Genomic DNA, 25,104 nt, shown 5'->3' with positions numbered 1-25,104 from the left:
ATTGTAAAGAATAGATACTAGATACTAAGTATTTTTGTTAAAATCTTAAGATGGAGGATTAGAAATGAAAAGAGGATTTATTATCGTACTATTAATGTGCTTAATTGGGACATCAAAACCGACAAATGCATTTGCGGTACAAAATGAAGTATTAGAAGATGCAGTGTTATCAATTCTTTTTCCTAGTATAAATAACCGTTTATATAAAATGTTCGGTCCAGGAGAACAATATAATTGTGCGACAATAACAAATATAAAAAAGAAATATAATGGTACATACGTATTCGGAGCAACAATTCAATTAATTGCATATAAACAAGATCAACAACCACCTTACACACTTGTTAAATTTAATTTTTCGAATGATGACGGAGAATGGAGTATTCGCTCTGTTACGAAAGAACCAATTCAAACAAAAACTACATCTTTATGTAGGCCACCTGTATAAGATTATTTTGAGGTAGAGTGCGATATTATGGTAAAAAATGTAAAAAAATATTAGGTAAAAAGAATTAAATTTATCATTTTTGATGATAAATTTAGTATAAAGTATGATATGATAAAGAAAAAAATTAAAGGTGGCAATATCGTTGGCGGGAATAGATTCAAAGGAGATAATCTATATTTATGGTGATAACCATAATCATTGCTTTATAACATCAGGTATAAATTATAAAGAGTTTGTTCAAGGACTTCCTTTTCCTCTTCAAAACATTCTTTTGCTAAAACACGATATTCAATGGTCCGAATTTAATTTAAATTCCTCTTTTTATTATGTTGAAAGAGAATATATTAATCAATTTATATTAGAACATAGTGAACATGATGACCTATGTTGGATCGATTTTGAAGAATTAGCAGATTTAGATGAGCTTGAACCTAAAGAAATTGCAGAATTACTGTATCTTGCTCACAAAAAAGAGCCATTACAAAAACCTTTTATACCAAGATTAAACAATTCTTTTGCATACATGAACATAAGTGATGGAATGTATCAAAAAGTTTATTATAAACGAACTAATGACTTTATTTTTATGCTTTGTAATGTCATATCATATAAAATTACACAACTTCAGAGAAGAAGTTTAAATATATTTAATCGTTCAAAACAAATTAATCCAATCAATATTAAATTAATGTTGACATTATACCCTTTAATGGAGGATGGATTGGTAATTGATTTAAGTGAAAGAGTTGAAAATAGAAAAGTAATCGAAATCCCTATTTTCCGAGTTGATTTTTATTCTGGTGTAGATGAAATTTTAGAAAATGTGGAAGAGTATCGTGACCTTACAAATCATATTGCAAATTTAACTTATTCAAAGAAAGATGAAGAATGGTCTGTCGTTCAAGTTTAAAGAAATAGATTGTCTTTCGATTTGTGATGTTATTTAAACCAATAGGAAGATGATGAAAATTGAGTAAGTGAATGTTTGCGGGGAATTTAAATGGACCTTTAAGGTTCTTTCAGTGAGTAGATGGTGTACAAAAATCATCTATTTTGAAAGGACCTTAAAGGTCTTTTTTTGCTTTTTTCAATCTATTCTTAAAGAATTGCACTTAAGACAATTAATAAGTTATAGAATATTGTGACTATTACCGAGAATAATCCAAATCCAATTGCTGTATATCCTAAAGTGGAATGACCTTTAGTTACAGAGTATATTCCAAGTGCAATTCCAACGATTCCGAATAAAACAGGCATTAAAAATAACGAAAATAGTGAAAAAAATAGAGCTACGTATCCAATTACAATTCCAGAGGCATGAGATTTATCTGAAGTAGTTTCCGAATAAAACACATTCCTTGTGGGATAAAACTCTGCACTATATTCTTCATTTTGATCCTTTGGTAAATTGTGATTACGTTTATGTTCTTTATGCTTTTTATGACGATACATTTAATTACACTCCTTTCTTTTAATGCCTTATCTTTAGTATGTAACTTTGAATTCCATTGATAAGTAGAAAGTATTAGTAATTTTGGATGATATGAATAAAGAATTTTGAATTTTTAAAAATGAATTTTTTGTAAAATTGTGCTATAATTTTGATTATAATGAAGTGCAATTGGAGATGATTGAATGAGTCAAGTTAAATCAGATTTAGAAATTGCTTTTGAATCAGAAATGAAAAAAATAAACGAAATTGCAGATAATTTAAATCTTTTTGATGAAGAAGTTGAAAACTATGGGCATTATAAAGCTAAATTGTCATTATCAATTTTAGACCGATTAAAAGAAAATGAAGATGGTAAATTAATCTTAGTTACTTCAATAAACCCGACTCCTGCTGGTGAAGGTAAATCAACGGTCACTGTTGGGCTTGCACAAGCTTTCCACAAAATTGGCAAAAATGCAATCGTAGCATTGCGTGAACCGTCATTAGGGCCAACGATGGGAGTAAAAGGCGGTGCAACTGGAGGAGGATATTCTCAAGTTTTACCAATGGATGATATTAATTTACATTTTAACGGTGATATCCATGCTATTACTACGACGAATAATGCTTTAGCAGCATTTATTGATAATCATATCCATCAAGGAAATGAACTTGAAATTGATGTACGTAGAATTTCTTGGAAGAGAGTAGTCGATTTAAATGACCGTGCTTTAAGAAATGTCGTTGTAGGTTTAGGCGGTCCATCTGGCGGGGTTCCAAGAGAAGATGGGTTTGATATAACGGTTGCTTCTGAAATCATGGCGGTTCTTTGTTTAGCGACATCAATTCAAGACTTAAAAGAAAGACTTAAACGAATTGTTGTTGCCTACACTATACATAAAACGCCAGTAACTGTTGGAGATTTAAAAGTAGAAGGTGCACTAGCATTATTACTAAAGGACGCAATTAAACCAAATCTTGTTCAAACGATTGAACACACTCCAGCAATTATTCATGGTGGCCCATTTGCTAATATTGCTCATGGTTGTAACAGTGTTATTGCAACTAAAATGGCTATGAAATTAGGGGAATATGTTGTAACGGAAGCTGGTTTTGGTGCAGATTTAGGAGCTGAAAAATTCTTAAATATCAAAACTAGAGCTTTAGGTGTTACACCTGATGCAGTCGTAATAGTTGCAACGATTAGAGCATTAAAAATGCATGGTGGCGTAAATAAAAATGAATTGACTAATGAAAACGCTTTAGCAGTTAAAGATGGAATTCAAAATCTTGAAAAGCATGTGGAAACAGTTCGCAAATTCAATGTACCTGTTGTTGTAGCAATTAATAAATTTATTTCTGACTCAGAAGAAGAAATAAGTGTATTAAAACAATGGGGACAAGATAACGGCATTAAGATCGTCTTAACAGAAGTTTGGGAACATGGTGGTAAAGGTGGCGTAGAGCTAGCTGAATCTCTTGTTAGTATGTTAAAAAATCCTAAAGAAACATTTAATTATTTATATGAATTATCTGATTCAATTGAAAATAAAATAGAAAAAATTGCAAAAGAAGTTTATGGTGCAGACGGAGTGAATATCTCTTCTAAAGCAAAAAAACAAATTTTGGAATTTAATGAAAATGGTTGGGGCAACCTACCAATTTGTATGGCAAAATCTCAATATTCCTTATCAGACCAACCAAGTTTAGTTGGAAGACCTACTGGTTTTAAAGTAGAAATAAGAGAACTTAAAGCATCAATTGGTGCAGGTTTTATTGTTGCACTAACAGGTAACGTAATGACAATGCCAGGTTTACCGAAAAAACCAGCTGCATTAAATATGGACTTAGATGAACTAGGCCGTCCAAAAGGATTGTTTTAATTAACTTTATAATTCTTACTGAAAAACATACTCGCATTTGATGCGAGTTTTTTCAGTATGAGTTAGTGTTTTAAAAAAATACATCATAATAGGGGAGATACTCATTTGATCAAGTTAGCTAAATATTTAAAAGCATTTAGTACAAGTATAATTTTAGCTATATTATTCTTATTTGGTCAGGCCATGTGTGATTTGAACTTACCTAACTATATGTCCGAAATTGTGAACAATGGTATTCAACAAAATGGTATTTTGCATGTTGCTCCAGATGCAATTAGTCAAAAAGGTATGAAACTAATGACCACCTTTATGACAGATAAGGAAAAAGAAATTATATTTAAAAATTATGAGTTAAAATCCGCAAAAGATAAAAATTCAAAAGGAAAAAAATACATAAGTATCTACAAAAAAGCAGATCAGAGCATTTACATAAAGAAAAAATTGAATAAGAATGTAGAAAAACAACTTGATCAATCATTTGGTGCATCCACTTGGACATTATTTAATATAATCCAAGAAGAAGCTAGTGGAAAAGTAAGTCACGCACAAACTAGTAGTACGCCGCGTTCAAATAAGATTAATTTAACAAAACTATATGAGTTGCAACCAATGTTTGATAAACTTCCCAAAAATGCGATACTAAATGCGCATAATAAAGCTATTTCATCGGATAAAACCTTACTAACTCAAAGTGGTATTATGATGACGAAATCATTTTATACTGAACTAGGCGTTAATTTACATAAACTAGGAAGTGTATATATCGTTAAAATAGGAATGATTATGATTGCGATTGCTTTACTTGGAGGAATAGCAACAGTCTTAGTCAGCTTCTTGTCCTCAAGAATTGCCTCTGGTGTCGCTAGGAATTTACGTAAAGATGTTTTCAAAAAAATTGAAAGCTTTTCAAACAATGAATTTGATAAATTTTCAACGGCATCTCTGATTACAAGATGTACAAATGATGTAATGCAAATTCAAACTCTTTTAATGATGGGGATCCGAATGCTTTGTTATGCACCAATTATGGGAATTGGCGGAATCATAATGGCAATTAATAAATCCGCCTCGATGAGCTGGATTATTGCATTAGCTGTTATTGTTCTACTTTCTTTAATTATGGTAATCATGACAGTTGCTATTCCAAAGTTTAAATTAATTCAAAAGCTAATAGATAAGTTAAATCTAGTTTCAAGAGAAAATTTAACGGGATTGATGGTAATTAGAGCATTTGGAAATGCTTCACATGAAAAAATGAGATTCCAAGAGGTAAACAGTGAATTAACAAAAACGAATTTGTTTGTAAATCGAATCATGACAATGATGATGCCTTCAATGATGTTGATTATGAATGGTTCATCACTATTAATCATCTGGGTTGGTGCCCACCAAATTGCTAAATCTAATATGCAAATTGGCGATATGATCGCATTTATGCAATATGCAATGCAAATTATTACAGCATTTTTAATGATTTCAATCATGTTTATCCTTGTCCCTAGAGCGGCTGTTTCTGCTACACGTATTTCAGAAGTATTGTCTACTGATGTATCAATTATCGATCCAGAGCTTCATAAAAACTTTGAAGCAGATAAAAAAGGATTTGTTGAATTTAAAAATGTTTGTTTCCGATATGAAGGTGCTGAAAATGATGTGCTAAATAATATTTCATTTGTTGCAAAGCCAGGACAAACAACTGCCATTATTGGTCCAACTGGTTCGGGAAAATCAACAATTGCAAATTTAATTTTACGTTTTTATGATGTTACAAAAGGGGAAGTTTTAGTTGATGGTGTAGACCTAAGGGAAGTAAAGCAAAAGGATTTACGTACTAAAATAGGATATGTACCTCAAAAAGGACTTTTACTAACAGGGACAATTGCCTCTAATTTAAAATACGGAAATAAAAATATTTCTGATGAAGAAATGGAGAGAGTAGCCCAAATCGCTCAGGCTAGTGAATTTATCTCCCAAAAAGAAGGGGAATTTAATGCTGAAATTTCTCAAGGTGGAGATAATGTTTCAGGTGGTCAAAAACAAAGAATTTCGATTGCTCGGGCTTTAGCAAGGAAACCCGAAATTCTTATTTTTGACGATAGTTTCTCTGCGCTTGATTTTAACACTGATTTTGCGCTAAGAAAAGCGTTAAATGAAGAGCTAGAATGGGCAACGATGATCATTATTGCCCAACGTGTAAATACGATCATGAATGCAGAGCACATTGTTGTATTAGATAATGGTAGGATTGTAGGTCAAGGTACCCATAAAGAACTTCTTAAAAATTGCCCTGAATACTTAGAAATTGCTTCATCGCAGTTATCCAAGGAGGAATTAGCATGAGCAATTCTAATAAAAATACTTTTCAAAATCGGGGCGGTGATCGCGGGCCCAGTCAAATGTTTGGACGAAATATCCCAATGGCACCAGGTCAAAAGGCGAAAGATTTTAAAGGTTCGATGGCAAAATTAATGAGTTATTTAGGTGCTCACAAAAAGACAATCGTTTTTGTCTTTATACTAGCAATTATTTCAACGGTTTTTACAATACTAGGCCCAAAAATTCTAGGTAAAGCGACAGATGAAATTTTTTCCGGTGTCATGAAACAAATTAGTGGTAGTGGAAAAATAAACTTTGGAAAAATAAGTGTAATTGGAGTATGGTTAATTGGTTTATATTTATTAAGCTCACTTTTTGCATATCTTCAAGGCTATGTAATGAGTGGTGTTACGATGAAGGTAACTTTTAAGCTTCGAAGTGATATTAATGATAAAATTCATAAATTACCATTAAGCTATTTTGATCAGACTAGTCACGGTGAAGTTCTTTCTAGAATAACGAATGATGTGGATACAATTAATCAAACATTAAACCAAAGTTTAACACAAATCATTACATCGATTACCTCGATTATTGGTATAACAATCATGATGATTTCAATCAGCTGGCAACTCACTTTAGTTGCGCTATGTATATTGCCTCTTTCTATGATATTTGTCATGATGATCGTTAAAAAATCTCAAAAACATTTTATTAACCAGCAAAGATATTTAGGGAAAGTAAATGGACATGTAGAAGAAATGTTAGGAAATCATGTTTTAGTAAAAGCATTTAGTGGTGAAGATGAATCTACGAGAGCTTTTAGTGAATATAATGATGAGTTATATAAATCGGCATGGAGAGCGAATTTTCTATCTGGACTTATGATTCCAATCACTGCTTTTATTGGAAACATTGGCTATGTTGCGATTTGTATATTAGGTGGATATTTTACTGCAAATGGATCAATGACAGTTGGAGGAATTCAAGCTTTCATTCAGTATGTTCGTTCATTTACGCAGCCAATTTCACAAATTGCTAATATTTCAAATATCCTTCAACAAACAGCAGCAGCTGCAGAAAGAGTATTTGAATTTTTAGAAGAGAAAGAAGAAGTACCTGAAGTAACAAACGCACGATTAATCAAGCATCATGAAGTTACAAGTGATGTTTGCTTCAACCATGTTGCTTTTGGTTATACACCTGAAAAAATGATTATTCATGATTTTAATTTAGTCGTTAAACCTGGCCAAAAAATTGCAATTGTTGGGCCAACGGGAGCTGGTAAATCAACAATTGTAAATTTAATAATGCGGTTTTACGATGTTAATAGTGGGGAAATCACAATCGGTGGACATAACATAAAGAATTTTAAAAGGGATGAACTTAGATCATTATTTGGAATGGTTCTACAAGATACTTGGCTATTTAATGGTACAATTGCAGATAATATCCGTTTTGGAAGACTTAATGCAACGGATGACGAAGTAACAAATGCTTCTATTTCTGCTCAATCTGATCACTTTATCAGGGCTTTGCCAGATGGATATAATATGATACTTAACGAAGAAGTGAATAATATATCCCAGGGTCAAAAGCAACTAATCACGATTGCACGTGCAATTTTGGCAGATCCTCAAATATTAATTTTAGATGAAGCAACAAGTAGTGTAGATACAAGAACTGAAGCACTCATTCAAAAAGCAATGGACAATTTAATGGTAGGTAGAACAAGTTTTGTGATTGCGCATCGCCTATCGACTATTCGAAATGCAGATTTGATTCTTTGTATGAAGGATGGCGATATTATTGAACAAGGTACGCATGAGGAATTAATGGAAAAAGAAGGTTTTTACGCAAATCTTTATAATAGCCAATTTGAAATAGTAAAATAAGAATTGATCCGATAAAATTGAATCAAAATGATTTTATCGGATTATTTTTTGTGTTGTTCGTTTATTATGATACATTATAGGAAATAAGCGAACTTAGGAATCTATTGATTAAAGGAGTGTAGATAATGTTTGATCCGACCGCTTTTGATAATATGAAGGTTGTCATAGAAGGGCTCTTATATGACAAAGATTTAGATGGAGAATATGAAATCACTGATCGAAATGACTTTGTTAATCTTTCCAAAATGGATCGATTATTCTCAATTCGATTTAATAAATTAAATAAGTCGACTAAGACAACAAGTTGCATATTTTCAATGAGCACATCAGCTAGTGATTTATATAATGAATTAATTAATGGAAATACTGAAGTAGGATGTTATATTGAAATTGAATTTTCCTTTCCTAAACCATTAGAAATTGAAATCATTCAAAGAAGTCTGCTTTTATTTCAAAATAAGACAAATGAGCAATTCACTCCATTTTATAACATTAAACACTCTATTTTAGATAAAAATATCATTGAATCGTCAGTAAACATAAAATTTCAAAATAAAATGACCGAAGATGACTTCGATCTAATAGAAGAATTGGTACATATTACAGAAATAATGTTACAATGGTACGATGAGCAAATATTAAAGGAGATTTAAATGGAACATTTTCAATTAGCAGAACAAACAATCTTAAAAATAAAAGCAAATAATATTACGAAATGGACAGCAGTTCAAGAGGAAGCAATCCCAGCGATTTTAGATGGGAACGATGTCATAGCGCAATCTCCGACAGGTACTGGTAAGACTCTTGCATATGTTTTACCTTTAATTAATAAGGTCGATGTAATGGAAGAAAATCCTCAAATTATGATCATGGCTCCAACTCGTGAACTTGTAATGCAAATTTTTCAGGTTGTTCAAGACTATACACAAAATACAAATATAAAAGTGGCTTCAATTGTTGGTGGAGCTGATATAAAACGTCAGATTGAAAAATTAAAACAAAAGCCTAAAATTATCGTTGGTTCACCGGGGCGAATTTCACAATTAATCAAACAGAAAAAATTAAAAATGCATTGTGTTAAGGCAATTGTTTTTGATGAAGTAGATGAATTATTAAAAACAGATGATCAAAAAGATTTACCGCAAATTGTCAAAGCAACGATGAAAGATCGCCAACTAGTATTTTTATCTGCAACAATTACACCTGGAGCAATGCAATTTGCCAAGGAAACAAGTTCAAATCTAAAAGAAATTTCGATTGAACAAAGCTTGGAAGGAAATATAATTCATGGTTTTATTCCTTGTGAAGAAAGAGAGAAGCTAGAATTACTTAGAAGAATTGCATCTGTTCAAAATATGAAAGCAATCGTATTTAGTAATGATCCATTTAAACTTGAAGGATATGCTTCTAAATTAAATTTTAGAGGAATTAAAACAGCGGTACTTCATTCAAAACTAGGGAAAATGGAAAGAAGTCGAGTTTTAAAAGATCTTCAAATCGGTAAAACCACTTTACTATTTTCAACTGATGTAGCAGCACGAGGAATCGATTTACAAGAGTTACCTTATGTCATAACACTTGATGTACCTGAAAAAGTTGAACAATATACTCATCGAAGTGGCCGTGTAGGAAGAATGGATAAACAAGGTACTGTCATAAACTTAGTAACACCTCGAGAGAAAAAGAATTTATTTAGCTTAAGAGGAACGCAAAAATTGTTTTTTGAACATTTAACGGTTTCACACGGTGAAATACAAAAAGTCGAAATGAAAGAAAAACAACCGAATGAAAATCAAATAAAAGAAAAAAGAACGAAACCAGTTTCAAATCAAAATAAAAAACCTGTTTCAAGTAAAAATAAACCAATGAAAAAAATTAAAAAATAATAAAAACTTCAGCCGAATGGCTGAAGTTTTAGTGTGTAGATAAAGTACTAAAAACTTGACTTTCAGACTGATTGCAAGCGCTTGTCTTTCGAGGCGCGAAGCCTGGTGAGGAGCGGAGTTACCCTAGACGGTAATGAGCACCGCAGACAGGCGAAGCAACGAAGAAAGCGAGCGTTTGTCAACAGTCTGAAACTTCAGCCGAATGGCTGAAGTTATTTATTTAATTAAACTTGATCCATAGCCAGTACTAATCCCATAGCTGAAACTTCCATATCTAACTTTATAATCTGGAAAACTGGGTGACTCTCATCTATATTCTTATTTTGAAGATCTTGCTTTACTTCACTATATAATGCTGCTGACAAAATCCTGCTTTTCTCATAAAAAGGTTTTTCTTTATTATCTTCAATCGTGGAAGCAGTCAGTTTTATAAAACGATCCAAATATAGTTTTAAAGACTCATATACGAAATTTGTATCTCTAGTTAATCCATAATGACCTAAGCAAATAGCATCAGGATGATACTCTTGAATTTTTCCAGATGAACTTAGTGTTGCTTCGTATGAAAATTGATTAGGCGATGTCGATGGTAAAATAAACGTACCTATTTCCTTTTGAAGCTGTGGATAATAAATGCCTAATGTATCTCCTGTATACATAAATTTACTAGAAGAATCGAAAATTGAAATATGATGATTAGCATGACCTGGCGTATGTAAAAATGTTAGTTTACGATTTTTACCAATAACCAGTTCCTCACTATCGGCTACCTGATAAATTTTAGTAGAGTCAATTGGAAGAATTGGATTAAATAATCGATCAAAATCATCACCATAAACTTGTTTTGCACTCGCAATTAATTTTGTCGGATCCTCTAAATGCCTAGCTCCCTTTGGATGGACAAAAAGAGTTGCATTAGGACATTTTTCCATTAATAAGCCAGCGCCACCTGAATGATCTAAATGAATATGTGTTACGATAACATTTTTAATTCTGTCTAATGAAATTTGTAACTCTTTTAAACCTTGTAATAAATACTCGTGGGAAGGACTGGCACTTGTTTCAATGATTGTAATATCTTCATCTAAAATAATATAACTACCCGTTCGTTCCTGAAACGATAAATCATATATATCAATTAAATATGTATTAAAGCCTAAATCTTGCATACTCTTACCTCCATTCTATAGTTAAAAGGTGAAGAAATTAGTTTAATTAAACTATAATTTAAATATTAATAGGTTTGAAGGTTTTTTTCAAAAAATAGTAATTAGAATAGACTTTTTGATGGAAAATAATTACTATTAACATTATAAGGAAGTAGGAGGAATGTGAAATGAGTATTTATGATTTTGAAGTAAAAGATAGCAAGGGCGAAGAGGTATCTCTTTCAAAATATAAAGATAAAGTGATAATTGTTGTAAATACTGCAAGTGCATGTGGATATACTCCTCAATATAAAGATTTACAAGCATTATATGAAGAATATAAAGAAGAAGGATTAGTAATTCTTGGTTTTCCATGTAATCAATTTATGAATCAGGAACCAGGTTCAAATGAAGAAATTCAAAGTTTTTGTGAATTGAATTTTGGTGTAACTTTCCCTGTTTACGGAAAAATTGATGTAAATGGTGACAAAGCAGATCCACTATTTAAATATTTAAGCTCAGAAGCTCCTGGTATTATGGGGTTAAAATCAATAAAATGGAATTTTACTAAATTTATTATTGATAAAAATGGTAAAGTCATTGAACGATTTGCTCCTCAAACAAATCCTCAAGAGATGAAATCAACCATTGAGAAATTATTGAAAGCTTAAGAACCTTCATTAATGTTGAATGGTTTAAAGACCATTTAAAAACGCTTGTTTTTATCGCACAATTGCAAGATTTGCTGCACGAAAAGACAAGCGTTTTGATTGGTCTATACTTCTACTTTTTCGAACATCGTTATACGAAATTAAGGACGAGTTTTGTACATTTAATCAGGACAAACCAGATGAAAAATCCAAGATTGGAAATCACCTGCTCGTTTTGCAATTTTTTTATTGGCGCCATTAAATTCGAGTGGTAATGGGATTCCATTTTCCATTAATTCGTTTCCATAAAAAGTGTGATTCGTAGTGTTTAGTAAATATTTCTTATTTGGATTTAATCCTGTCAGTTTTAAAGTCTGGAACTTCCTTGGATTTGGGCTTGCTAATATTTTGTACCAACCTATAATGGCTTCATTTTTGTTTTTACTTATTACCATCCAAGCTACTTCGTTTTCCTTAAAAGGATCAAGTAACCGATAAAAATCTCCTTTCATCATTAATGAACGGTGATGTTTGAAAAATTGTATTTGCGATTTAATTTCTGATTTTTCTTTTTCAGTAAGTATTAAAGGATTCAATTCATAACCAAATGTTCCAAAGAAAGCGACATTGGCTCTAATTGATAATGGGGTATTACGAAATGTTTGATGATTAGGTGATGCTGATACATGTGATCCGATGCTAGAAATTGGGTATAGTAGTGAGGTACCATATTGAATTTTTAATCGTTCAATTGGATCTGTATTATCACTAGCCCATGCTTGGGGTGCATAAAACAATAAACCAGGATCAAATCGACCACCACCACCAGCACATGATTCAAATAACACATTTGGAAATTCACTTATTAATCGTTCATATAATTCATACACACCTAAAATATACCGATGAAAAAATTCATCTTGCTGATCATTAGCTAACTTCTTAGAATAAGCCTCAGTTATATTTCGATTCATATCCCATTTTATATAGTCTAAATTTGTATTTTTTATAACATCTACCATTTTTTTATAAATGTGATCGATAACATCCTTTCTCGAGAAATCTAATACTAATTGATGTCTTCCTAAAGAAACTTGCCGATTAGGTGTATGAATAATCCAATCAGGATGATTTTTAAATAAATTACTATTTTGACTTACCATTTCAGGCTCAAACCAAAGACCAAATTTTAAACCTAACTCTTTAATTTTATAGGCAAAACGGTCTATTCCTTTAGGGAATTTTTCAGTATTTGAATACCAATCGCCTAGAGAGCTAGTAGCATTATTTCTTTTACCAAACCATCCATCATCTAATACAAAGAGTTCAATCCCAAGCTTTTTTGCTTCTCTTGCGATTTGAAGTAAGGATTCTTCATTAAAGTTGAAATAAGTGGCTTCCCAATTGTTTATTAAGATAGGGCGTTCATTATTTTTCCACTCACCACGAATTAGGTTGTTTCGATATAAATCGTGATAAGTTTGACTCATTCCGTTCATACCTTGATCAGAATACACCATCACTACTTCAGGGGATTGAAAGTGTTCATTTTCTGATAATTTCCAAGTAAAACGAAACGGATGTATTCCCATTGTAATTCGAGTCATATCGTAATGATCAACTTCAGCTTGAGCAATAAAATTTGAGCTATAAACTAAATTAAAACCAAATACTTCACCATGATTTTCTGTAGTCTCTTTTCTTTTAAAGGCAAGAAATGGGTTATGTTGATGTGAACTTGAACCTCGTAAACTCGAGATTCCTTGTGTACCCATTACTAACTGACGTTCCTTTATATGTCTCTCTCTAGACCATGCACCACTTAGCTGAATCATCATGAAATCATAGTCAGGAAAATCAATAGATGCACTCATAAAACGTTCTAAATAAAAAGGTTCCGAACCGTGGTTACAAATATAAGCACTTCTAGTAATAACAGATAAATCTTTAAAAATTGTATAGCATAAGACTAATTCAGCATTAAGTGTTGAGTCCTCTAGAACAATCTGAATTGTTTCTGCGTCTTCTTCATTTTCAGTATAAGCCGCAGGTAATCCTTGTAAAAGGGGTTTCCCTTTTGTAATTGTATGATCTTTATAGATAAAGTTAGTAATATGGCTACCGTTTAACTGACGAATACTTAATGCCGGTTCACGATAGTCAGAAGTACCATAGACAGGATATTCCTGTCTGATCGTTTCAAGACTAATTGATCGATCAGCATAATAATAAGAAGTATATGTTGTAGTAGAATTGTCATTTTGGATATGAGTGAAATTTGAATGAATGTCAATCGCTTTTCCAAAATACAAAGACCCAAGATGACCATTTTTCATGACATAAAATACATAACTAATTTTTCCGTTTGTTAGATGAAACTTTTTTTGTTCGTCATCCACAAAAATCAGCATGATTGCACCTCTAATACATATTTAATTATTTCTAAAAACTTTTTATACTATTAAAGAAATTAGCCTAATTAAATTTTTATGCACATTATAAAATTAATATTTTTTACTTATTGAAAATAATAGGGAAAATTTAAATGAAATTTTATTCAAATTTTCATCTGATTTTCAGAAAAGAATTTTAATATTAATAGATGTGAGAAAGAGATAGGAAATAAAACTAAAAAGATAAAGTGAGGGAAATATTAATCAATAATCAAAAAACAATATATAAACAAAGTGGTGTAAGAAATATGAAACTATTTAAGAAACTAAGTCAGGAAAATAAACATTTAATGATTGCAACAATCTTAATGATCATTTATGTTTCTCCACTTTTCATATTAGGAGAAAATGCTCATATTAGAGTACATGATAATTTAGATTCAAATATTGCATGGTATAAAACACTTAAAAATTCAGGGCAATTATTTGGTAAATTAAATTCCACAATCCCACAGATCATAAATGGATTGCCAAGAAATGCTTATGGAACGGAATTTAGTGGTATACAGTGGCTAAATAATCTCTTTTCGCCAATGCTAGCTTATTCCATAGGGCAGTCAATTACTAGATTTTTCGCGTTTTTTGGGATGTATATCTTGTTAAAAAAGCATTTTATAACATCAAAGGAGAATTACCTTATTAGAGTATGGGTCTCACTTGCATTTGCACTAACGCCATTTTGGCCGTCTGGAATGCTAAGTACATTGGGGATGCCACTAGCACTTTGGGCGTTTCTAAATATAAGAATTGGGAAATATTCTAGGAAAGAATGGATTACCCTTATTTTATTACCTTTCTATTCTAGTTTTGTATTAGGATTCTTTTTCTTTTTAGTATTTATGGGAATGCTATGGTTAAGAGATGTATTTGTAAAAAAGAAAATCAATCTAGTGTTCTTTTTAAGTATTTTATTAATGACTTTAATGTATTTAGCAATAGAATATCGGTTAGTATTCTCACTAGTCATTCCATCTGAACCAACAAGTAGAAATGAGTTTTTAAGCTCTACATTGGGTTTTTGGCATACGATTCGATTAGTGTTTAAGAATTATTTTTTAGGCCATACCCATGTGCTAACACTTCACACTCTAGTCATTGTACCTTTATCTTTTATTGTATTCTGGACTTTAAGAAATAAAAAAAGAGGAATTATTGAAAAAAGATTTCTATACTTATTCATTCTTAATTTTTTATTATCCGTTTGGTACGCCTTTTGGTTTTATAAAGGATGGAAGCCAGTAAAAGAACAATTTCAGCTTTTAAATACGTTTAATTTTGCAAGATTTCATTTTTTAAGACCTTTAATAATCTATTTAATGTTTGCTGTTGGAGCCTATCTTCTTTGGTTAAAGGGAAAAGGTTGGCAAAAGTTTGTGGAAATTTGTTTAGTAGTTCAAGTAATTGTGATGTTTTGTGCTAATGATGAAATTGTGTATCGTGTAGCAGGGAAACCATCATTTAAACAATTTTATGCTGTAAATCAATTTAATGAAATCTCAAAATATATTGGAAAACCTAAAAATAGTTATCGGGTTGCAAGTATAGGCATTCACCCTGCGATTGCCCAGTATAACGGTTTTTACACGCTCGATACGTATAATAATTTTTATTCGCTAAAGTATAAGCACCAATTTAGAAAAATAATAGCACCTGAACTTGAAAAAAGCCCCTTGCTTGAAAATTACTTCGATCATTGGGGAGGGAGATGCTATTTATTTGTAGCTGAATTAGGTAAAAATTATGAATTTAAAAAGGACTCAAACGTAAAAATCCATCATTTACAACTAAATATTAACGAATTTAAAAAGTTGGGTGGGGAATATATTTTTGCGGCTGTCCCAATAGAAAATGCTAATAGTAATGGACTTAGATTGATGAAGACATTTAATGATGATCATTCAGCATGGCGCATCTATCTATACGAAGTAAAATAACCACTTTATAAGGACGTGATTATACATGATACCTTTACTAACAATTGTTGTACCTTGTTACAATGAACAGGAAGTTTTTGAAGAAACAGCCTATCAACTTACTTACTTAATTGAAGAATTAATTTATGATTCTCTTATTTCAGATGATAGCAAAATTCTATTTGTAGATGATGGAAGTAAGGATCGAACATGGGAACTAATAGAAAAAGAAAGTAACGATAATTTATTTGTTAAAGGATTAAAGCTTGCTAAAAATGTAGGGCATCAAAACGCACTAATTGCTGGGCTTGAAATTGCTAATAAACAATCCGATTGTGTAGTATCAATCGATGCGGATTTACAAGATGATATAAATGTAATACGTAATTTTGTAGAAAAGTATATAGAAGGTTTTGATATTGTCTATGGTGTACGAGACAGTAGAGAAACAGATACCATTTTTAAGCGTACAACAGCGCTTGGATTTTATCGATTCATGGGGAAAATAGGGATTAATCTAGTTCCTAATCATGCTGATTTCCGATTAATGAGTAAAAGGGCATTAGATGAGTTATTCAAATATAAAGAAACTAATTTATTCTTAAGGGGACTAGTACCTCTTGTAGGGTTTCCATCAACTAATGTTTATTACGATCGAAAAGAACGGTTTGCAGGTGAATCAAAATACCCATTAAAAAAGATGCTATCTTTTGCGTTCGATGGGATCACATCATTTAGTATAGCTCCGATTAGATTTGTATCACTGCTTGGGTTTTTATCCATCATATTTAGTTTGATAGCAGGTGGTTATGCAATAGTTCAACATTTATTAGGAAATACGGTTAGTGGATGGCCGTCATTAATGGTCTCAATTTGGTTTGTAGGTGGAGTTCAATTAATGGGAATCGGAATGATCGGTGAGTATATTGGAAAGATTTATCACGAAGTAAAAAATCGACCTAGATACGCTATTGAAACAGATTTATATACAATGAGCAATTCTGAACTAGTAAATAAGGGGCAAAGATGAATAAGACATTTATCCGTTTTATTGCAGTAGGAATTGCAAATACAATTGTAGGATTATCATTCATTTATTTATTACTTCATTTATTTGGTTTGTCTTATTGGATTTCAACATTTATTGGAAATTCTATAGGAGCTTGTGTAAGTTATATTTTAAATCGAAATTTTACATTTAAAAGTCAAGGCTCTGTAAAAAAAAGTATTCCATTGTTTATTATAGTCATTTTAACCTGTTATTTTATAGCATTTAATCTCGGAGCTAAAATAATTGATTACATTTTAAATTTACAGGATTTTATCTCTCTAAATTATAAAAATGACTTTGCTGTTTTAATTAGTTCTGGGTTATATACGATTTTAAATTACTTTGGTCAAAAATTGCTTGTTTTTAAAAATAAAAATATGACCAAAAAACAACTTAAAAACGAAAGAATGTGACCAAAATGAATATTTTAGTACTTGGCGGAGCTGGTTATATAGGATCACATGCAGTATACATGCTGATTGAAAATGGCGTAAATGTAGTAATTGTTGATAATTTGCAGACAGGAAACAAAGGAGCGATTCATTCAAAAGCCATTTTTTATAATGGGGATATTCGAGATAAGAAATTTTTAAGATCAGTATTCGAAAATGAAAAGATTGATGGTGTGTTACATTTTGCAGCAAATAGTCTAGTTGGTGAATCAATGGAAAAACCGTTGGAGTATTTTAGCAATAATGTATTTGGCACACAAGTTCTATTAGAAGTGATGAATGAATTTAATGTTAAAAATATCGTATTTTCATCTTCGGCTGCTGTATATGGTGAACCTAAAATAGTACCGATCTCAGAAGACTGCATTCCAAATCCAACGAACACCTATGGTGAAACAAAATTAATGATGGAAAAGATGATGAAATGGAGTAGTTTAGCATATGGTATAAATTATGTTTCACTAAGATACTTTAATGTTGCTGGAGCAAAGCGCTCAGCCGAAATTGGAGAAGACCACTTACCTGAGACTCATTTAATTCCATTGATTTTACAGGTTGCTTTAAATCAAAGGAAAGAGATTTCTATTTTTGGAGATGATTATAATACTCCAGACGGGACGTGTATTAGAGACTATATCCATGTTGAAGATTTAGTGAATGCTCATCTATTAGCACTTAATTACCTTTTTAATGGTGGGAAAAGTGATATTTTTAACCTTGGAAATAATAAGGGATACTCAGTATTACAAATTGTTGAAGCGGTTCGTCGGATAACTAAGCACCCAATACCATATAAAATCAGTTCTAGAAGAGAAGGTGACCCAAGTATTCTAGTTGCTTCTTCAGAGAAAGCTAAAAAAGTTTTAGGATGGACAGTAAAGAATGAAGACATCGATTTGATCATTAAAGATGCTTGGAAATGGCATAAGACCAATCCAAATGGATTTAAGAAAAAATATACTACTCAATATAATTAGATTCTAATTTAATATAAAATCATATTTTTTTGGAATTTGTCTACACACTAAAAACCTTCACTCTAAGTGAAGGTTTTTTCGTAAATTTAAATCCCACTTAGCCTATTAATGTTTTTCGGAGATAGAAAAATGATATAATATCACTAGTCGATTTATGGAGGTACGAGTATGAATCAGCAGGAAATCATATTACAATTAGAAAATTATGTTCGAAATCTTCATCAAGGTGATAGTTCTGGGCATGACTGGCATCATATTGACCGTGTTAGAAACTTAGCTGTACATATTGCAAAAAAAGAAAATGCAAATCAATTCATCGTAGAATGTGCTGCATTAGTTCACGATGTAATAGATGATAAATTACATGATGATCTTGAAGCTCAAAAAATACAATTAGAATCAATTCTAAATGAATTATTAAATAGTAATGAAGTCGTAAAAGCAATCTTGTACATCGTTGAAAATATCTCCTATAAAGGAGGCAATGGGGTTATTCCAACCTCTTTAGAAGGTAAAATTGTACAAGATGCTGATCGTTTGGATGCAATTGGCGCAATTGGTGTTGCTAGAACGTTTGCGTACGGAGGTAAAAAAGGTCGTAGTATGTTTAACCCAGAGTTTAAAATAAGAGATAACATGACGATCGAAGAATATAGAAGTGACAAAAGTTCTTCGCTACATCACTTCTATGAAAAAATATTAAAACTTAAAGACTTAATGAATACAAAAACAGCATTAGAAATGGCAGAAGAAAGACATTTATTTGTAGAAAAATTCATCGATGAATTTATGAAAGAGTGGAATTTTAAAATATGAAGATTTTAAGTGTAGAGAATTTAATTAAAACTTATGGGGAAAAAACTTTATTCGATAAAATTTCATTTACCGTAAGTGAAGGACAGAAAATTGGATTATTAGGTATAAATGGAACTGGTAAATCGAGTTTATTAAAAATTATTGCAGGTATCGAGTCAGCTGATGATGGAAAAATTACGACTCCAAAGGATTATGTAATAAGTTATTTGCCTCAACATGAAGACTTTGATAAAAAACAAACGATTCTTGAAGCAGTATTTGAGAGTGATGACAAAGTAATGGTTTTAGTAAAATCATATGAAAAAACTTTACAAGCACTTGGAGAAGACCCATCTAATCAAGGATTACAAAATGAATTACTAAAATTACAAGCTGATATGGATTCATTAAATGGTTGGGATTTAGAAGCAAATGCTAAGACGATTTTATCGAAATTAGGTTTATCAAATTTAAATTTAGATGTTTCATTTCTTTCAGGTGGTCAGAAAAAAAGAGTAGCCTTAGCAAAAGCATTAATACATCCATGTGATTTATTAATTCTAGATGAGCCTACGAACCATTTGGACTATGAATGTATTGTTTTTTTACAAGAATACATAAAAAGACTACAAAACGCAGTATTATTTGTAACTCATGATCGTTATTTTTTAGATGAAGTTACTACAGCACTATTAGAGCTTTCAAATAGTAATATCTATCGTTATGAAGGAAACTATCAGTATTATATTGAACAAAGAGCTGCCAGGGAAGAGAAAGAGGCAGCTACTAATGAAAAAAGAAACAATTTATTTAGAAGAGAATTAGCTTGGATGCGTAGAGGGGCAAAAGCTCGAACAACAAAGCAAAAAGCTCGAATTCAACGATTTGATGACCTTTCGGGTAAACTCAACAATCAAGAAAAAGTGGAATTAGAGATGAACTTTCAACAAACTCGTTTAGGTAAAAAAGTTGTTGAGTTTATAAATGTTAATAAGTCTTTTGACGAGCAAAAGATATTAGATAATTTTAACTTACTTTTACTTCAAACTGATCGAATTGGAATAATTGGTGAAAACGGTGCGGGTAAGACAACTTTATTGAAAATGCTTGTTGGAGAAGAAAAAGTTGATTCTGGTGAAATTGAAATTGGGCAAACAGTAAAAGTAGCATACTATACTCAAATACAAGAAAATGTGAATCCAACTATGAGAATGATTGATTATATTAAGGAAGAAGCAGAAGTCATTCATACACCAGATGGAAAAACAATTTCAGCTTCACAAATGCTGGAAACATTCTTATTTCCTACTCAATCGCACGGAGTACAATTGGGAAAACTTTCAGGTGGCGAAAAAAGAAGACTATATTTATTAAGACTTTTAATGACTGCCCCGAATTTATTATTACTTGATGAGCCAACAAACGATTTAGATATTGATACTTTAACGGTTTTAGAAGACTATATTGAGAATTTTAGTGGAGTAGTAGTTACCGTATCACATGATCGCTATTTCTTAGATAAAGTTACCAATAAATTATTAATTTTCGAAGGTGAAGGAAAAATTTCATCTACATTAGAAAGCTATACGGATTATTTAGAACGACAATCGAACGAAAAACATGAAGTTGAAGCTGTAAAAGAAACAATTGAAAAACCAGTTTATCAAAAAGAACAAAAGAAAAAGCGATTAACTTATCAAGAACAAAAAGAATGGGATAGTATTGAGTCTGATATCGAAAAACTGGAAAATGAGATTGAGCAACTAAATGTAAAATTACAAGGTGTGGGCTCTAATTTTGATGAAGCTTATAAACTTTCTAAAGATATTGAGGAAAAAGAAGCTCAACTAGAACAGAAAATGGAGCGCTGGTCAGTTTTAAGTGATTTAGTAGAAAGTTTAAAGTAAAGTATTAATTTTGAGTTTTGGATTCTGATGTCATATTACTACTCAAGTTTTTTTATCTCATAATGAGTTTTTAAATATAAAAGTTTATTTAAAATACCATTTTCCTTTTTTTACGAACTTACAATAATTTTGTATTGTAGAAAAAAATAAAGGAGATGGTAATAATGATAAACAATGTTGTATTAGTAGGAAGATTAACGAAAGAGCCAATTTTACAAACTACACCGAATGGAAGGAAAACAACTTTTATAAATATTGCTACGAATGTTTATTCAGATTATCTGAAAAAAACGAGAACGAATTATGTTTCAGTAAAATTATGGGGTCCCATTGCTGAATATGCTACTAAAAAAGCAAAAAAAGGGATGGAGGTTTCTATTGAAGGAGTTATAAAAACTTCAAGTTATGTAAAGGAATCAGAAAAACCTATTTATGTGACGGAAATAATAGTTGAGAAATTTCACCTTTTTACTCGTCGATCTGAAGAATTAACTCACAACGCAATCGAATCTAGAACAAATGACTTTGAAGAATTCGTTAAGGCGTTACAATAGTGAGTTTTTCCACTTTTTGATAGAATGGACTAAATAACAAGAAGAGGAGAATAAGATGAAAATTAAGTCAATCGAACCAACACCAAGTCCTAATACAATGAAAGTGTTATTAGATGAGGAATTGCCATCAGGAAGTAGAAATCATTATTCTATTGATAATATTGACAAGGCACCATTAATAATTCAAGAAATATTAGGAATAGAAGGAATCAAAAGTGTCTATCATGTAGCTGATTTTATTGCTATTGATCGTAAGTCAAATGCAAATTGGCAAACCATTTTGCTTCAAGTCAGAAATGTATTTGGTGAAGAAGTAAATGATGAAGCTACTAATGATACGATAATTGATAATCATTTTGGAGAGGTACAAGTATTTGTTCAAATGTATCATAATATACCTATGCAGTTGAAATTAATTGTAAATGGTGAAGAACAAAGAGCAGCTTTACCTCCATTCTATAAAGAAGCAATTATGAAACTAACAACATCTGCATCAAATGTAGTATTTGAAAGACAGTGGATTGATTATGGAATTCGTTATGGTGAATTAGCAACAATTGAGAAAGAAATTATTGATGAATTAACGGCTACTCACACTGAAAACGACATAAAGAATATCGTCAACGAAGTGATGACGAATGATGAATCTAATACTGTGAAAAAAGCAGTTCCTAAATTTGAACCATTTACTGCAGATATTTTTGAAGAAACAGATTGGAAAAAAAGATATGCGAGATTTGTAAAAATCGATCCTACCCTTGAAGACCTACCTTTACTAGAAATCGCATTAAAAGATGAACATGTTTCAATAAGAAGATTAGCTACAGCTTATTTAGGTATGTTAAAATCAGAATTAGTGTTACCTTATTTATATGAGGCTTTAAAGGATAAGGCAGTCGGTGTAAGACGAATTGCTGGAGATTGTCTATCAGACTTAGGATTTGAAGAAGCCATGCCAGCTATGATTGAAGCATTAAAAGATCCTAGTAAATTAGTTAGATGGCGTGCAGCAATGTTTCTTTTTGAACTAGGTGATGAAAGTGCAATTCCGGCATTAAAAGCTGCATTAGAAGACCCAGAATTCGAAGTAAAATTACAAGTTCAACTTGCTTTGCATCGAATTGAGAATGGTGAGGAAGCACTAGGTTCAGTTTGGAAACAAATGACTGAGCGTAATAAAGTAGAAAATGACAAAGGAGAAACAAACTAATGAATGCATATGATGAGTACATGAAAGGGATCGTAAAGCCAATGAGAGAGGAATTAACTTCAAATGGTTTTACAGAATTAACTACTGGGGAAGAAGTCGAGTCATTTATGAATGAATTAAATGATACTGCTTTTTTTGTAATCAATTCAGTTTGTGGTTGTGCTGCTGGACTTGCTAGACCTTCTGCAGTTCAAGCTGTTATTGAATCAGAGAAAAAACCTGCTAAAGTTATGACAGTGTTTGCTGGACAAGACAAGGAAGCTACTGCTACATTAAGAGAATATTTAGCTGACTTCCCACCATCTTCACCATCAATGGCAGTATTTAAAGGTAAAGAGGTAGTTGGATTTATTCCTCGTGAACAAATCGAAGGCTCAACTCCTGAAGATATTAAAGCAAGAATTCAATCAATATTTGCACAAATGTAAAAAGAGGATTTTTCCTCTTTTCAGTGTATAGACTAAATCCAAATATTTGACTTTCAGACAGTTTGCTAGCGCTTGTTTTTCAAGGCGCGAAGCCTGGTGAGGAGCGGAGTTTACCCTTAAGCGGTAAAGAGCTCCGCACAGGCAGGCCAAGTAACTAAGAAAGCGAGCGTTTGGCGGGCAGCTGAAAAGAGGATATTTCCTCTTTTTTTCTTAATTAAGGAGACATATGATAATTACAACTTGCTTAAGACCAGATGTTTATTTAGAAAAGGATGCAGAGAAAATTGCTTCAGACCTAAATGGACAGCTAATTCTCCGGAAAGAATTTAGCATTGAAGAAATCTATGATAGATTTAAAAAACCTATACTTGTTTTAGGTAAAAATAGATTAGAATGGTATGAGGATGATCAAGCAATTCCATATTTTTTTCACCCAAACTCCTCAGTTTTTCGAATTAGACGATTGATGAAGGGTGAACATGATCCATTTTGTGACGCTTGTTTATTAACAAAAGGTGATTCTCTACTAGACTGTACACTTGGAATGGCTTCAGATAGTATTGTTGCAAGTTATGTTGTAGGTGACCAAGGTAAAGTTTTAGGCTTAGAGAAAAACCAAATTATTGCTTACCTAACGAAGAAAGGTTTAAAAACAAATAAACAGAACATTTTAGATTGGTCGAATATCATTAATAAAATTGAAGTAAAAAATATAGATTATAAAACTTATTTGAAGACACTTCCAGATCATTCTTTTGATATTGTTTATTTTGATCCGATGTTTGAAAAAAATATCGAAACCTCTTCAGGTATTGCAGCATTGAAAAATTTAGCTTCTTATGATGATCTTACATATGAAGTGATCAACGATGCTAAGCGCGTTGCCAAAAAAAGAATAGTTTTGAAGGATCATTTTAGAAGTGAAAGATTTAAAAAATATGGATTTAATCAATTAATTCGTAAATCTTCAGAATTTCATTTTGGCTATATTGAAATTAAAGAAGATAATTAAGAATTACAATACATAATTAGGAGGTCAATATGAAGCAATACTTAGATTTATGTAAACACGTATTAGATAATGGCATGACAAAGACAGACCGTACCGGAACAGGAACAATTAGTACATTCGGTTATCAAATGCGATTTAATCTTCAAGATGGCTTTCCTTTAGTAACAACAAAGAAAGTCCATTTAAAATCAATCATTCATGAATTACTATGGTTTTTAAAAGGCGATACTAATATACAATACTTAAAAGAAAATGGTGTTCGTATTTGGAATGAGTGGGCAGATGAAAATGGTAACTTGGGCCCTGTATATGGTGAACAATGGAGATCATGGAAAGCTGCTGACGGCTCAACAATTGATCAAATTTCTGAAGTAATTAATCAAATAAAAACAAATCCAGATTCTCGAAGAATGATTGTTTCTGCGTGGAATGTTGGAGAACTTGATAAGATGGCATTAGCACCGTGTCATTGTTTTTTCCAGTTCTATGTGAATGATGGAAAACTTTCTTGTCAGCTTTATCAGCGTTAATTCTGAGCGCCTTTACAGAGTAATCTGTACCGAAAACCTTGCTAAACGGGGAAACTCTTAAATAAAGACAATCCCGTGCTAAATTTATTCTTTGTAGGTGGTTTTATGAAATATGTCTGAGGTTTTTAAAATATTTCATAATTACAAAGAATAATAAATGCCTA

21 protein-coding genes and 1 pseudogene are annotated in these 25,104 nt (G+C 31.6%); 19 read left to right on the top strand and 3 right to left on the bottom strand.

Going from position 1 to position 25,104, the window contains the following annotated elements; all coding sequences use genetic code 11:
• Positions 1 to 64: 64 nt before the first annotated feature.
• Together ACFVRR_RS07955 and ACFVRR_RS07950 are read left to right on the top strand one after the other, a co-directional pair.
• Positions 65 to 448 carry a DUF3888 domain-containing protein gene (locus ACFVRR_RS07955; RefSeq protein ID WP_387326738.1) on the top strand — a complete coding sequence of 128 codons (384 nt, stop codon included), beginning with the start codon at positions 65 to 67 and terminating at the stop codon, positions 446 to 448.
• Positions 449 to 590: 142 nt separating this feature from the next.
• Positions 591 to 1,358 (top strand): oxalate:formate antiporter, encoded by a 768-nt coding sequence (locus ACFVRR_RS07950; RefSeq protein WP_387326735.1) that lies wholly within the window; start codon positions 591 to 593, stop codon positions 1,356 to 1,358.
• A gap of 188 nt (positions 1,359 to 1,546) precedes the next feature.
• On the opposite strand, the gene ACFVRR_RS07945 is transcribed toward ACFVRR_RS07950, so the two are convergent.
• Positions 1,547 to 1,900, bottom strand: a complete 354-nt coding sequence (locus ACFVRR_RS07945) for a permease (RefSeq protein WP_097979382.1) — start codon at positions 1,898 to 1,900, stop codon at positions 1,547 to 1,549.
• A 183-nt stretch (positions 1,901 to 2,083) separates the two neighbouring features.
• On the opposite strand from ACFVRR_RS07945, the gene ACFVRR_RS07940 reads away from it, so the two are divergent.
• The 5 genes from ACFVRR_RS07940 (at position 2,084) to ACFVRR_RS07920 (ending at position 9,860) form a co-directional block, all read left to right on the top strand.
• Complete coding sequence (locus ACFVRR_RS07940) at positions 2,084 to 3,763, top strand: formate--tetrahydrofolate ligase (protein WP_387326732.1); 1,680 nt, start codon at positions 2,084 to 2,086, stop codon at positions 3,761 to 3,763.
• 105 nt (positions 3,764 to 3,868) lie between these two features.
• A complete protein-coding gene (locus ACFVRR_RS07935; RefSeq protein WP_387326730.1) occupies positions 3,869 to 6,103 on the top strand; it encodes an ABC transporter ATP-binding protein in 2,235 nt (744 codons plus the stop codon).
• Complete coding sequence (locus ACFVRR_RS07930) at positions 6,100 to 7,974, top strand: ABC transporter ATP-binding protein (RefSeq protein ID WP_387326728.1); 1,875 nt, start codon at positions 6,100 to 6,102, stop codon at positions 7,972 to 7,974. The genes ACFVRR_RS07935 and ACFVRR_RS07930 overlap by 4 nt, the downstream gene beginning before the upstream one ends.
• 125 nt (positions 7,975 to 8,099) lie before the next feature.
• Positions 8,100 to 8,627, top strand: a complete 528-nt coding sequence (locus ACFVRR_RS07925) for a hypothetical protein (protein WP_097979378.1) — start codon at positions 8,100 to 8,102, stop codon at positions 8,625 to 8,627.
• Positions 8,628 to 9,860, top strand: a complete 1,233-nt coding sequence (locus tag ACFVRR_RS07920) for a DEAD/DEAH box helicase (protein WP_387326725.1) — start codon at positions 8,628 to 8,630, stop codon at positions 9,858 to 9,860.
• A gap of 224 nt (positions 9,861 to 10,084) precedes the next feature.
• Here ACFVRR_RS07920 and ACFVRR_RS07915 read toward each other — a convergent pair whose 3' ends face one another.
• On the bottom strand, positions 10,085 to 11,029 hold the full coding sequence (locus ACFVRR_RS07915) for an MBL fold metallo-hydrolase (RefSeq protein ID WP_387326722.1): 945 nt from the start codon (positions 11,027 to 11,029) through the stop codon (positions 10,085 to 10,087).
• A gap of 167 nt (positions 11,030 to 11,196) precedes the next feature.
• Between ACFVRR_RS07915 and ACFVRR_RS07910 the strand changes: the two genes are divergently transcribed.
• Positions 11,197 to 11,679, top strand: a complete 483-nt coding sequence (locus ACFVRR_RS07910) for a glutathione peroxidase (protein ID WP_387326719.1) — start codon at positions 11,197 to 11,199, stop codon at positions 11,677 to 11,679.
• Between the two features lie 161 nt (positions 11,680 to 11,840).
• Here the strand turns inward: ACFVRR_RS07910 and ACFVRR_RS07905 are convergent, their stop codons facing one another.
• The gene (locus ACFVRR_RS07905) at positions 11,841 to 14,069 is read right to left on the bottom strand and encodes an alpha-galactosidase (RefSeq protein WP_387326716.1); all 2,229 of its coding nucleotides are present in this window, start codon (positions 14,067 to 14,069) and stop codon (positions 11,841 to 11,843) included.
• A 290-nt stretch (positions 14,070 to 14,359) separates the two neighbouring features.
• Between ACFVRR_RS07905 and ACFVRR_RS07900 the strand changes: the two genes are divergently transcribed.
• From ACFVRR_RS07900 to thyA, 11 genes and pseudogenes are all read left to right on the top strand, one after another.
• Positions 14,360 to 16,045, top strand: a complete 1,686-nt coding sequence (locus tag ACFVRR_RS07900) for a DUF6044 family protein (protein ID WP_387326713.1) — start codon at positions 14,360 to 14,362, stop codon at positions 16,043 to 16,045.
• Positions 16,046 to 16,070: 25 nt separating this feature from the next.
• Positions 16,071 to 17,054 carry a glycosyltransferase family 2 protein gene (locus tag ACFVRR_RS07895; RefSeq protein ID WP_387326710.1) on the top strand — a complete coding sequence of 328 codons (984 nt, stop codon included), beginning with the start codon at positions 16,071 to 16,073 and terminating at the stop codon, positions 17,052 to 17,054.
• Positions 17,051 to 17,488, top strand: a complete 438-nt coding sequence (locus ACFVRR_RS07890; RefSeq protein WP_387326707.1) for a GtrA family protein — start codon at positions 17,051 to 17,053, stop codon at positions 17,486 to 17,488. Before ACFVRR_RS07895 ends, ACFVRR_RS07890 begins: the two co-directional genes overlap by 4 nt.
• Positions 17,489 to 17,493: 5 nt before the next feature.
• The gene (galE, locus tag ACFVRR_RS07885; protein WP_387326704.1) at positions 17,494 to 18,504 is read left to right on the top strand and encodes a UDP-glucose 4-epimerase GalE; all 1,011 of its coding nucleotides are present in this window, start codon (positions 17,494 to 17,496) and stop codon (positions 18,502 to 18,504) included.
• Positions 18,505 to 18,672: 168 nt separating this feature from the next.
• Positions 18,673 to 19,320 (top strand): HD domain-containing protein, encoded by a 648-nt coding sequence (locus ACFVRR_RS07880; protein WP_387326701.1) that lies wholly within the window; start codon positions 18,673 to 18,675, stop codon positions 19,318 to 19,320.
• Positions 19,317 to 21,206 (top strand): ABC-F family ATP-binding cassette domain-containing protein, encoded by a 1,890-nt coding sequence (locus ACFVRR_RS07875; RefSeq protein WP_387326698.1) that lies wholly within the window; start codon positions 19,317 to 19,319, stop codon positions 21,204 to 21,206. The genes ACFVRR_RS07880 and ACFVRR_RS07875 overlap by 4 nt, the downstream gene beginning before the upstream one ends.
• A gap of 164 nt (positions 21,207 to 21,370) precedes the next feature.
• Entirely contained in the window at positions 21,371 to 21,760 is a 390-nt protein-coding gene (locus tag ACFVRR_RS07870; RefSeq protein WP_176525954.1) for a single-stranded DNA-binding protein, read from the top strand.
• Positions 21,761 to 21,815: 55 nt separating this feature from the next.
• The gene (locus ACFVRR_RS07865) at positions 21,816 to 22,970 is read left to right on the top strand and encodes a conserved virulence factor C family protein (RefSeq protein ID WP_387326695.1); all 1,155 of its coding nucleotides are present in this window, start codon (positions 21,816 to 21,818) and stop codon (positions 22,968 to 22,970) included.
• Complete coding sequence (locus ACFVRR_RS07860; RefSeq protein WP_097979342.1) at positions 22,970 to 23,398, top strand: BrxA/BrxB family bacilliredoxin; 429 nt, start codon at positions 22,970 to 22,972, stop codon at positions 23,396 to 23,398. The genes ACFVRR_RS07865 and ACFVRR_RS07860 overlap by 1 nt, the downstream gene beginning before the upstream one ends.
• A 226-nt stretch (positions 23,399 to 23,624) precedes the next feature.
• On the top strand, positions 23,625 to 24,410 hold the full coding sequence (locus ACFVRR_RS07855; protein WP_387326692.1) for a class I SAM-dependent methyltransferase: 786 nt from the start codon (positions 23,625 to 23,627) through the stop codon (positions 24,408 to 24,410).
• A 29-nt stretch (positions 24,411 to 24,439) separates the two neighbouring features.
• Positions 24,440 to 24,937: pseudogene (gene thyA, locus ACFVRR_RS07850) on the top strand (thymidylate synthase); the annotation flags it as partial.
• Positions 24,938 to 25,104 lie beyond the last annotated feature (167 nt).

Source organism: Gottfriedia sp. NPDC057948 (assembly GCF_042887255.1).
GTDB lineage: Bacteria > Bacillota > Bacilli > Bacillales > Bacillaceae_G > Gottfriedia.
This window is presented reverse-complemented; position numbering and strand designations above follow the sequence as displayed.

Excerpts from the sequence above, each read along its gene's own strand:
- ACFVRR_RS07955 (WP_387326738.1), top strand. The coding sequence starts at position 65 with ATGAAAAGAGGATTTATTATCGTACTATTAATGTGCTTAATTGGGACA.
- ACFVRR_RS07945 (WP_097979382.1), bottom strand. The coding sequence starts at position 1,900 with ATGTATCGTCATAAAAAGCATAAAGAACATAAACGTAATCACAATTTA.
- ACFVRR_RS07940 (WP_387326732.1), top strand. The coding sequence starts at position 2,084 with ATGAGTCAAGTTAAATCAGATTTAGAAATTGCTTTTGAATCAGAAATG.
- ACFVRR_RS07930 (WP_387326728.1), top strand. The coding sequence starts at position 6,100 with ATGAGCAATTCTAATAAAAATACTTTTCAAAATCGGGGCGGTGATCGC.
- ACFVRR_RS07925 (WP_097979378.1), top strand. The coding sequence starts at position 8,100 with ATGTTTGATCCGACCGCTTTTGATAATATGAAGGTTGTCATAGAAGGG.
- ACFVRR_RS07920 (WP_387326725.1), top strand. The coding sequence starts at position 8,628 with ATGGAACATTTTCAATTAGCAGAACAAACAATCTTAAAAATAAAAGCA.
- ACFVRR_RS07915 (WP_387326722.1), bottom strand. The coding sequence starts at position 11,029 with ATGCAAGATTTAGGCTTTAATACATATTTAATTGATATATATGATTTA.
- ACFVRR_RS07910 (WP_387326719.1), top strand. The coding sequence starts at position 11,197 with ATGAGTATTTATGATTTTGAAGTAAAAGATAGCAAGGGCGAAGAGGTA.
- ACFVRR_RS07905 (WP_387326716.1), bottom strand. The coding sequence starts at position 14,069 with ATGCTGATTTTTGTGGATGACGAACAAAAAAAGTTTCATCTAACAAAC.
- ACFVRR_RS07900 (WP_387326713.1), top strand. The coding sequence starts at position 14,360 with ATGAAACTATTTAAGAAACTAAGTCAGGAAAATAAACATTTAATGATT.
- ACFVRR_RS07895 (WP_387326710.1), top strand. The coding sequence starts at position 16,071 with ATGATACCTTTACTAACAATTGTTGTACCTTGTTACAATGAACAGGAA.
- ACFVRR_RS07890 (WP_387326707.1), top strand. The coding sequence starts at position 17,051 with ATGAATAAGACATTTATCCGTTTTATTGCAGTAGGAATTGCAAATACA.
- galE (WP_387326704.1), top strand. The coding sequence starts at position 17,494 with ATGAATATTTTAGTACTTGGCGGAGCTGGTTATATAGGATCACATGCA.
- ACFVRR_RS07880 (WP_387326701.1), top strand. The coding sequence starts at position 18,673 with ATGAATCAGCAGGAAATCATATTACAATTAGAAAATTATGTTCGAAAT.
- ACFVRR_RS07875 (WP_387326698.1), top strand. The coding sequence starts at position 19,317 with ATGAAGATTTTAAGTGTAGAGAATTTAATTAAAACTTATGGGGAAAAA.
- ACFVRR_RS07870 (WP_176525954.1), top strand. The coding sequence starts at position 21,371 with ATGATAAACAATGTTGTATTAGTAGGAAGATTAACGAAAGAGCCAATT.
- ACFVRR_RS07865 (WP_387326695.1), top strand. The coding sequence starts at position 21,816 with ATGAAAATTAAGTCAATCGAACCAACACCAAGTCCTAATACAATGAAA.
- ACFVRR_RS07860 (WP_097979342.1), top strand. The coding sequence starts at position 22,970 with ATGAATGCATATGATGAGTACATGAAAGGGATCGTAAAGCCAATGAGA.
- ACFVRR_RS07855 (WP_387326692.1), top strand. The coding sequence starts at position 23,625 with ATGATAATTACAACTTGCTTAAGACCAGATGTTTATTTAGAAAAGGAT.